At 68.2% G+C, this 8,620-nt stretch carries 7 protein-coding genes and 1 pseudogene; 3 read left to right on the forward strand and 5 right to left on the reverse strand.

The genetic code is table 11. The features are described 5' to 3' along the window. The first annotated feature begins 160 nt into the window (after positions 1-160). Together ACFYXB_RS37525 and ACFYXB_RS37530 are read left to right on the forward strand one after the other, a co-directional pair. Entirely contained in the window at positions 161-1,621 is a 1,461-nt protein-coding gene (locus tag ACFYXB_RS37525; RefSeq protein WP_389589481.1) for a recombinase family protein, read from the forward strand. Positions 1,622-1,674: 53 nt separating this feature from the next. Next, positions 1,675-2,031, forward strand: a pseudogene (locus ACFYXB_RS37530) (integrase); the annotation flags it as partial. A 73-nt stretch (positions 2,032-2,104) separates the two neighbouring features. Here ACFYXB_RS37530 and ACFYXB_RS37535 read toward each other — a convergent pair. Then, positions 2,105-2,467: a hypothetical protein gene (locus tag ACFYXB_RS37535; protein WP_389589482.1), complete on the reverse strand. Its 363-nt coding sequence runs from the start codon at positions 2,465-2,467 to the stop codon at positions 2,105-2,107. 440 nt (positions 2,468-2,907) lie between these two features. Here ACFYXB_RS37535 and ACFYXB_RS37540 point away from each other — a divergent pair, with 440 nt between their 5' ends. Then, positions 2,908-3,585: a cupin domain-containing protein gene (locus ACFYXB_RS37540; RefSeq protein ID WP_389589483.1), complete on the forward strand. Its 678-nt coding sequence runs from the start codon at positions 2,908-2,910 to the stop codon at positions 3,583-3,585. 119 nt (positions 3,586-3,704) lie between these two features. Here ACFYXB_RS37540 and ACFYXB_RS37545 read toward each other — a convergent pair whose 3' ends face one another. The 4 genes from ACFYXB_RS37545 to ACFYXB_RS37560 all read right to left on the reverse strand — a co-directional run bounded on the left by ACFYXB_RS37545 (position 3,705) and on the right by ACFYXB_RS37560 (position 7,935). Then, positions 3,705-4,271 (reverse strand): integrase core domain-containing protein, encoded by a 567-nt coding sequence (locus tag ACFYXB_RS37545; protein ID WP_389589484.1) that lies wholly within the window; start codon positions 4,269-4,271, stop codon positions 3,705-3,707. Beyond that, the gene (locus ACFYXB_RS37550; protein WP_389589485.1) at positions 4,237-5,496 is read right to left on the reverse strand and encodes a PP2C family protein-serine/threonine phosphatase; all 1,260 of its coding nucleotides are present in this window, start codon (positions 5,494-5,496) and stop codon (positions 4,237-4,239) included. The genes ACFYXB_RS37545 and ACFYXB_RS37550 overlap by 35 nt, the downstream gene beginning before the upstream one ends. A gap of 198 nt (positions 5,497-5,694) precedes the next feature. Then, entirely contained in the window at positions 5,695-7,335 is a 1,641-nt protein-coding gene (locus ACFYXB_RS37555) for a SpoIIE family protein phosphatase (RefSeq protein WP_389589486.1), read from the reverse strand. 174 nt (positions 7,336-7,509) lie between these two features. Next, complete coding sequence (locus ACFYXB_RS37560; protein WP_389589487.1) at positions 7,510-7,935, reverse strand: Fur family transcriptional regulator; 426 nt, start codon at positions 7,933-7,935, stop codon at positions 7,510-7,512. Positions 7,936-8,620: the final 685 nt, after the last annotated feature.

Below are 8,620 nucleotides of genomic sequence, written 5' to 3' on the forward strand. Positions count from 1 at the left end.
CCTCGTACGCGGGAGGTGCGACGAATGGCGGGGCGAACCCTCGCTCTCGACACCGATCAAAGCGTCGGGCGATCCGGCATGCTGGCCACCTGGGCGAGCGAGACCGCCCGGCTCCGAACCCGGTGCGCCTGACGGGCTGCGCTTCGCGTTCTACGGCCGGGTGTCCACCGAGGACCATCAGGATCCGGAGACATCCCGGGGTTGGCAGCTGCTCCGCGCACAGGCGATCACCTCCGGGTACGGGCGGGTGACGGCCGAGTTCTTCGACGTCGGGCATAGCCGCGTCCTGCCCTGGACCCGCCCTCCGCGGGCTGCCGCGCTCGTGGCCGCCCTGGCCGATCCCGACCGCGGCTTCGACGCGATCGTCATCGGCTCCAGCGAGCGCGCCTTCTACGGCAACCAATTCGCCGCACTGGCGCCCTTGTTCGAGCACTACCGGATACCGGTGTGGATCCCAGAGCTGGGCGGACCCCTCGACCCCAAGATCCTCGCCCAGGAAGAGCTGATGGTCCTGCTGGGCATCCTCTCCAAGCGCGAGATCGCCCGCACCCGCATCCGGGTACACGCTGCCATGACCATCCAGGGCCGCTACCTCGGCGGACGCCCATCGTACGGATATCGGCTGGTGGACGCCGGCCCGCACCCCAACCGGGCCCTGGCCCGCCGCGGTGTCCCCCTCCAGCGCCTCGACCCCCACCCCGAGTACGCCCCCATTGCGAAATGGATCTTCGCCCAGCGTCTGGCCGGACACAGCACGTCCCGCATCGCCCGCGCCCTGAACGACGCGGACATCCCCTGCCCGTCCGCCGCCGACCCTCAGCGCAACCCGCACCGCACCCACCGCCAGTGGACCCTCACCACCGTGCGCGCGATCTTGAGCAACCCCCGCTACACCGGCCGCCAGGTCTGGAACCGCCAGCGCACCGACCACGTCCTGCTCGACCCGGACAACACCGCCCTCGGGGACCGTGACGTGATGCGCTGGAACCCCCGCGACGAGTGGGTCATCTCCCGCCAACTCGCCCACCCGGCGCTGGTGAACGAGACGGAGTTCGTCCGGGCCCAGTCCATCCGCGCCACCGTCCAGACGCCCGGGCACACCTACCGGCTGGCCGGCCTGCTCACCTGCGGGATCTGCGGACGGCGGATGGAGTCCTGCTGCGCCCACCAGCATCCCGCCTACCGGTGCCACCACGGCCACTCCAGCACCACCCCACCGGACACCACCCGGCCACGCAACGTCTACGTCCGCGAGGATCGGGTCTGGGCGGCCCTGCCCGCCCGGCACTTGCGCACCACCGGAGCCCCGACAGCACCGCCCGCCGAAGCAGCAGCCACATATCTGCGCGAGCACCAGATCGGGCTCCTCTTCGACCCGGCGGCCCGGACCATCACCGCCCAAACCATCAGAAAGGAGCGCATACACCTCGACGGACCAGGCAGAGATCCACGCGAGAACGGAGGCACACGGCGAAAAGCACCCGCCCCGGCCTCAGGCCGAGATCGGGTGCCGATCGACGCTGCCCGGAAAACAGGCCGCGTGTACAGAAGGTGTGTCCGAGGGGGACTTGAACGATTCGCCAACGAGCGCTGGGCGACCGGCGAAATGGAGATCTCATAGTCAATTCAGAGGCGGCGGCAGGGGACGATGGGCGACCAACGTCTCTCGGCGACATTCGCGGCTGTAGTAGTGCTCGGGGGGCTGTCCTACAGCGGCAGACCGACAGGCCGCGCATCACCCTGACGGACCGCGCACTCCTGGCCGCGCTCCTCCATCGGCTCCCCAGGCCGAAGCTCCGGCAGTTACATCTGATCGTCTCGCCGGAGACGGTTCTGAGGTGGCACCGTGACCTCATGCGCCATCGTCACGCAGATGCCTCCCGTCGCAGGCGGTCTGGCAGGCCGCCGACCCGTCGCAGCATCCAGGCCCTTGTCCTGCGCTTGGCCCGCGAGAACAGCTCCTGGGGGTATCGGCGCATCCACGGCGAACTCGCCGTGCTCGGCATCAACGTGGCGCCCTCCACGGTCTGGTAGATCCTGCGAGCGCACGTGCTCGCTTCCCGACCGGATCGTCCGCCGGCCGTGGTTCGTCTCCATACGGTGGTCAGACCCGGCGGAACAGAGCGGCGAGGGCCCGGCCGCCGCCGATGCACATCGTGACCACACCCAGCTCCAGGTCACGGCGGACGAGGTCCTTGGCGACCCTCAGGGTGAGGATGGCGCCGGTGGCGCCGACGGTGTGGCCCAGCGCGATGGCTCCGCCGTATGGGTTGGTCTTCTCGGGGTCCAGTCCCGCGTCGCGGATCACCGCGACCGCCTGCGCGGCGAAGGACTCGTTGAGTTCGACGACGTCGAGGTCCGACGGGCGCAGGCCGGTCATCCGGAACAGCTTGTGCAGCGCGGGGACAGGTGCGTACCCGATCAGCTCGGGCTCCATCGCCGCGGTCGCCACCGCCTCCAGTGACACCAGGGGGACAGCCCGCGTTCGGCGGCCACCGGCTCCCGGGCACTCCCCCAAAGATCAAGGGGAGGCTCGGGGGCTGTCCGGCTGCCACCGGGTTTCTGCGGGTGGTCGCGGCAGACACGCGGCGAAGTTGCTGGGCTCTTCCGGCGAGGTTCCCTACTGCTCGCCCTGCGCCTCGTGCTCGCGGCCAGTGCAGCGGAGCCACTGGTTGTAGCGCCACCTGAGGGCATCCTGGTGAGGGAGACGCTGTGGGCACCTGCCTCTTCCTCGTCCTGTCAGGAGCACCCGACTGCCGCTGGGCGCCGACGCACGGGCCGCCATCGGCCCGGACGGACTCAGTCTCTTTCCCACTCAGCTCGGCGTATGCTCGGGTTCTGGACCACTTTCTGGCCAACTGTGCGGGGAACTGGCCCCGGCGACTCACGCCGACGAGGAATCGCGCCTTGCGCATCCTCACCACACTGGCGCTCGCGGTCCTCACGTTCACGATGTACTACCGCATCGTCGTCGGCCACGTCATCCATGAACCGGCCCTCGCCCCCGGGATCGCGGGCAACGCACTCGGCTTCATGGACCCGGCCATCGTCTGGGTCCTCCTCTTCGCAGTAGGGGGAGAGTCCTGGCCGCTGGCCCGAACCCACAGCACACCCCGAACCGGAGAACGAATCCTCATGGGCGACACGCACTCCGACCCCCAGGTCCGGGTCGCACACCACGATCAGCTCGACGGCAACACGCCCCAGACTCGCGGGCTCATCCGAGAGGTCGCCTTCGACGGGCGCACACCCGGCTCGGCCCACCTGTCCGCCTTCCGCAGTAACGTCAAGCCGGGCGCCGCCACCGGCGCCCACCACCACGGCGACCAGGAGACCGTCCTCTACATCATCAGCGGCGCGGCCCGCTTCCGGTGGGGCGACAAGCTGGGGAACGTCGTCGAAGCCGGGCCCGGCGACTTCGTGTTCGTCCCCGCGCACGTCATCCACCAGGAGATCAACGCCTCCCCGGAGTTCGAGACGGTCTGGGCCGTCGTGCGCTCCGGCATCGACCCCGTCGTCGTGAACCTCCCCGAACTCGACCAGTACATCGAGCACCCGGTGGTCGATTACGCCGATCCGGAGTAGAGCCGCTCCGACCGGCGGCGCCTGCCAGAACGACAGCCTGGGCCGAGCCGAACCTGTGGGGTGCCAAAAGTCCCGTAGGTGTGCTGGCCTGGGCGTTCACCTTCCTGCCGTGATCTTCGTCAGGCGGCGTCGCGGTACTCGTGGATGAGTCCGCCGAGGACGTTGTGGCGGCGGATCCGCTGTGCTGGGAAGGGGATGACTTCCGCGTCGTCGTCAGGAGCGCGAAGCTGCAGCGCTCGGTGGGGTCGGCCGGAGTTGTAGTGCTGGGCATACTGGGCCAGAACGTGGCGCAGGTGCTGCTCGTTGTAGATCAGCAGGCGGTCGGTGCACTCGGCTCGTGCAGTGCGTATGAACCTTTCCGTGTGGGCGTTCATCCGCGGCGCCTGCGGCGCACTTTTCAAGATCTCGATGCCGCTGGCGGTGAAGACGGCGTCGAAGGCGTGGGTGTAGCGGCTGTCGCGGTCGCGTAGCAGGTATCGGAAACCGGGTGCGCGATCGCCGAGGTCGGCCATGAGGTTGCCGGCGAGCGGGGTGGCCCAGGCAGCAGTGGGGTGGGCGGTGACGCCGAGGATGTGCACGGTTCGGGTACCGACCTCCATGACGAAGAAGACGTACAGCCTGGTCAAGGCCGCGGTGTCGACATGGAAGAAGTCAGCGGCGAGCAACCGGGAGGCCTGGGCGCGCACGATCTCGCGCCAGGTCGGCGTTCGGCACCGTCCTCGCAGCTTTCTCCCCTCGGCCGCCCGGCGCGACGCGATGGGCAACCAGGGCCGTGAGGTCGTCGTCGCGGGCGCCTGAGACGTAGGCGCACAGGTCATGCTGGAGGTGGTCTAGGAGCTGGCGGGGAGTTGCCGAGGACCATCGGCGGATGCGCTGGCTGAGAGGGTAGAAGGTCCCGGTGAGGTCGCGACTCTCGCTGACGCCGTCGGTGTAGAGCAGCAGTCGATCGCCGACGGTGAAGGGGACGACGTCGACCTGGTAGTGGGCGCCGAGCAGGGCAGCCATGTTGACGGGCGGTGACGGCGCGCTGGATTCCACCTCGCGCACTTCTCCGCCGTGCAGCAGCAGCGGAGGGGGGTGTCCGCAGTTGACCAGGCGGGCGATGGGCTGCCCAGCGGGGATCTCGACGAGCAGGGTGGTGACGAAGCGCTCCATCGCGTCCTCACTGGCAAGGTCCTCACAGTATTCGTTCATGCTGGTCTCCAACCGGGCTGCCAGGTCCGCCAGGTCGGGTGCCTCGCGCACGTTCACCCGAAACGAGCTCAGTACCACGGAAGCGGCCTCGACGGCGGGAAGCCCCTTGCCGCGCACGTCGCCGATGATCAGCCGCACCCCGTGCTGGGTCTGGCGCGCTTCGTAGAAGTCGCCGCCGATCTGGGCGTGCGCGGCAGTGGCCTGGTAGAGGAGTTCGATGTCGACGGACCCGAGGTGGCGCGGTAGCGGACGTAGCAGCACCTGCTGCGCGGTCTCCGCTACGGTGCGAACCTCGGCGAGGGTGCGCTCCCGGTGCTGGCGTACCCGGCTGGCGTAGGCGGCGGCCAAGGTGATGGCCGTGATCGCCAGCAGGGTGAACAGGCTCGGTGTCTGGCCCAGGTCGTGGTTGGCGGCGGCCGAGAGCCCGATGGCGGCGATGAAGGCCAGCAGCCCGATGGCCAGCGTGCCGGCCACTGGCCACATGGCGGCGGCCAACGCCGGCGCCGCCCCCAGCAACCGGTTGAACTGCAGGTGGGGCGTGAGGACGTCCGTCACCCCGGTCAGCGCGATCACCAGCAGTGGCGCAAGGAGCATCCACTCGAACGGCTGGCCCACATGCCGCATCCGCCGAAGGAGCCGCTTCGGGCTGATCCGCTGCCGCAGCGACCGAAAGGTGATCCTCCGGGGTGTCATGGGCTCCTTGACGTGCACACTCATGTCTGGGCTCCTTTGATGGGGATGGCACGTAGCTGCGCGCGTTCGTGGAGCGAGTAGAGGTCGGCTTCCGGGCCGGACTGCGCAGACTTGGCCTGGGCAGCTGCCGCCGGGCCCGGTGCGGTGGGCTCGACTTCGACGCCTGCGACGGCCGGCGACCAGAGGGCCCCGAACGAGGGTGGCGGCTTTCGGGATGCGGGCTCATGTCGGAAGGTCTTGTTCGGTCCAGACGGTCTTGCCGGAAGCGGTGTAGCGAGTCCCCTGATGCTGTGTGAGCTGTGTCACGATGGACAGGCCACGGCCGCCCTCATCGCTCAGCTTCGGCTTTCGCAGATGGGGAGCGGAACTGCTGGTGTCGGAGACCTCGCAGATAAGTGTGCGGTCGTCATTGATCAGGCGGAGTTCCACCGGCCCCGTGGAGTAGCGCATGGCGTTCGTCACGAGTTCGCTGACGACCAAGGTGGTGGTGTAAGCGAGTTCGTTGAGCATCCATCTCGCCAACTGCCGGTTGGTCCACCTGCGGGCGGCGGCGACAGCGGCGGCGTCAGGCGGCAGACTCCGGGTCGCCACGTTCTCGGCGCCGAACGCCCGGGTGCGAGTCACCAGCAGAGCCGGCTCGCGTCCGGGAGACACGCGGACACCCTCAAGGATCTCCTGCGTATCCGGTCCGGATCGGCTCAACACCTCGTGGAGGCGTTCTGCCGTCTCCTGTGCATCGGAAAGCGGGTCGTCACCACCGCCGCTGTTCAGGAGCAGGATGCTGCCCGAGTGTATGTCGATCTCGGTGGCCTCGAAGGGCCGCCCACCGGCGCCCAGGGGCGGATGGGATGCCAGGACGGGGGCGCTGACGGTGCCGTCCGGGTGGACGACCACGAGGTGAGCATGCCCCGCCCGGGACAGGGAGCAGTGCTCGGTGACGGGGTCGTAGACCACACATATGCAGCTGGAACCGACGTACTTCAGGCCGAAAGGGTGCCGGCGTGGAGCCTCGTGTTCCCGGTCCAGACGGGTCGCCACCTCGTCCAGGCACGAGAGTATTTCTTCGGGCCCCAGGTCCTGCAGGGCGAGTGTGAGGATCATCGCTCTCAGCTGGCTCATGCCCACCGCAGTGTCAGCGTCCTGCCCTTCTGTTACGCCCACCACCAGAGCCACCCGCGCACCGGACAGAGGGATGATGTCGAACCACTCGCCGCCGGAGCCTTCCACCGGGACGTGACTGCGGGCAGCCTCAAGTGCGCTGAAGGATGGAAGCACCTCAGGAAGCAGGGCCCGTTGCAGGAGCCGGGCGCGGGCGCGCTCTTGGATGCGGCGGCGGACGAGGTCGATGCACAACGCAGCACGTTCCGCGAACCTGGCGGCTGCTTGAAGGTCGTCCACGTCATAGGGAGCCGAGTCGGCCCGGCGATACAAGGCGACCAGGCCGAGAACAACGCCTTGCACAACGAGGGGGACCACCATGAGGGAGTGCACCCGCGCCTCCCTCATGACCCGTGCGCGCGCTGAATCATGGGCGAGCCACTGGCTGTCCTCGTTCAGGTCGCGGATGAGGCGTGGGCACAGATGGGCAAGGCTCAGCCGGTAGGGGGTCGTCGACAGGATCGGGCTCACGTCACCGACCGCATACGCGGGCCGGACCCCACTGGCTCCCCGCAGGGACTGGAAGGCGGCACGCCGAAACGGCTTGCTTCCGCAAAGGGCACCGGGCGGGGGCGCTTCGCCACGCAGGGTCAGCTCCAGCAGCTCCACGGTGACGATGTCGGCCAGCTCGGGCACTGCGGCCTCGGCGAGCTTGTCGGCAGCGCGGAACACGTCCGTGCCGGTGCCCCTCGCCAAGTTCTTCATTTCTGAATGGGTGCAGGCAACCACGGTAATCGTCCTATACGTATGGGCAGACCTTTGAGGTGAAAGTCCCGAGGCCACGCCATGGGTCTCCGAGACGGTGCTGCCGGTGAATCGGCCTCGGGTGATTCCGTGAGGGATCTCCGCTCACCGGACGGACGCCGTGCCGCGCAACGATCATCCGTGCTCGGCGGGGGCGCAGCGCGGGCACGCACCCCAGTAGGTCACCGCAGCCTCGTCCACCCGGTAGGACTCGGGCAGGTCGGCCTCAAGACACGGAGCCTCGCCGATCGCGCAATCCACGTTCATGACGTCGCCACAGAACCGGCACACGAAGTGGTGGTGATTGTTGCGCCGATCGGCCTCGTACCGGGCCGGATGACCGGTGATCTGTGTACAGCGCACCAGGCCGACCTCCGTGAGCACGCGCAGAACGTTGTAGACGGCCTGCGGGGGCAGCCCACCCGTGACCTCTTGTGCCCGAACCCGGACGGAATCGGCGTCGGGGTGGCCGCCCAGTTCCTCGATGGCGGTGAGCACCGCCATGCGCTGCACGGTCACCCGAAGCTGCGCCTCGCGCAAGCGCGCTGCGGCTCGAGCCATGGGCTCGTGCACATCTCGATCCTTGCCTGCTGTCCCGGCCCGATGGGTGTCCTGATGCTCAAGACCTGCCGAGCCTGCTCGAAACTTAGCCATCGTTTCTCTTCAGGGTGAGTAGGAGCCCGGCGGCCTCTCCGCGCCGGTTGCGGAGCCGCTCAAAGGTCGTGAGGTGGTGATCTCGGCGGCGTCTGGCCTTGGGCCACATCGGCCGTTCGGCCTGTCTCGACCCACGCTAGAGCCTTGAGTGATTCAAGACAAATGTGCACATATATTCTTACCGTCTCTTAATCGCCTTTAATGGGTCTAGTCAGACACGAGCCCGGAAAGCTCACCCGACCTTGTACGTGCCGGATATTGCATCCGTGCTGGTCACAGGACTGATGTGGGGTCAGTAGTGCGCGGCCGACCGGTCATCCTCCCGCGTAGGAAAGGGCCGCTTGGAGCAGGCCTCGGCCGACGGCGAGGATGCTCGACTGTGCTGTTGCGACTGCCATACCTCGCCCTGTCGACCGCCTCCAGCTTCATGCGGCTGTTGCCGTGGCGATCGGGCAAAGGATCTGGAGATCCTCGCCCTGCGCCACCAACTCGCCGTGGTCGGGTCGCCCGGGGGATTCTCACCCCCGGGCTCCCACGGAACCGTACGTGACAGTCTCCCGTCATACGGCTCTTGTCGTTCTGGGCCTCGCCC

The organism is Streptomyces sp. NPDC002619 (assembly GCF_042889305.1).
Classification (GTDB): Bacteria; Actinomycetota; Actinomycetes; order Streptomycetales; family Streptomycetaceae; genus Streptomyces.

Coding starts and splice junctions, on each gene's coding strand:
- ACFYXB_RS37550 (WP_389589485.1), bottom strand. CDS start 5,496: ATGAGTGTGCACGTCAAGGAGCCCATGACACCCCGGAGGATCACCTTT.
- ACFYXB_RS37555 (WP_389589486.1), bottom strand. CDS start 7,335: ATGAAGAACTTGGCGAGGGGCACCGGCACGGACGTGTTCCGCGCTGCC.
- ACFYXB_RS37560 (WP_389589487.1), bottom strand. CDS start 7,935: ATGGCTCGAGCCGCAGCGCGCTTGCGCGAGGCGCAGCTTCGGGTGACC.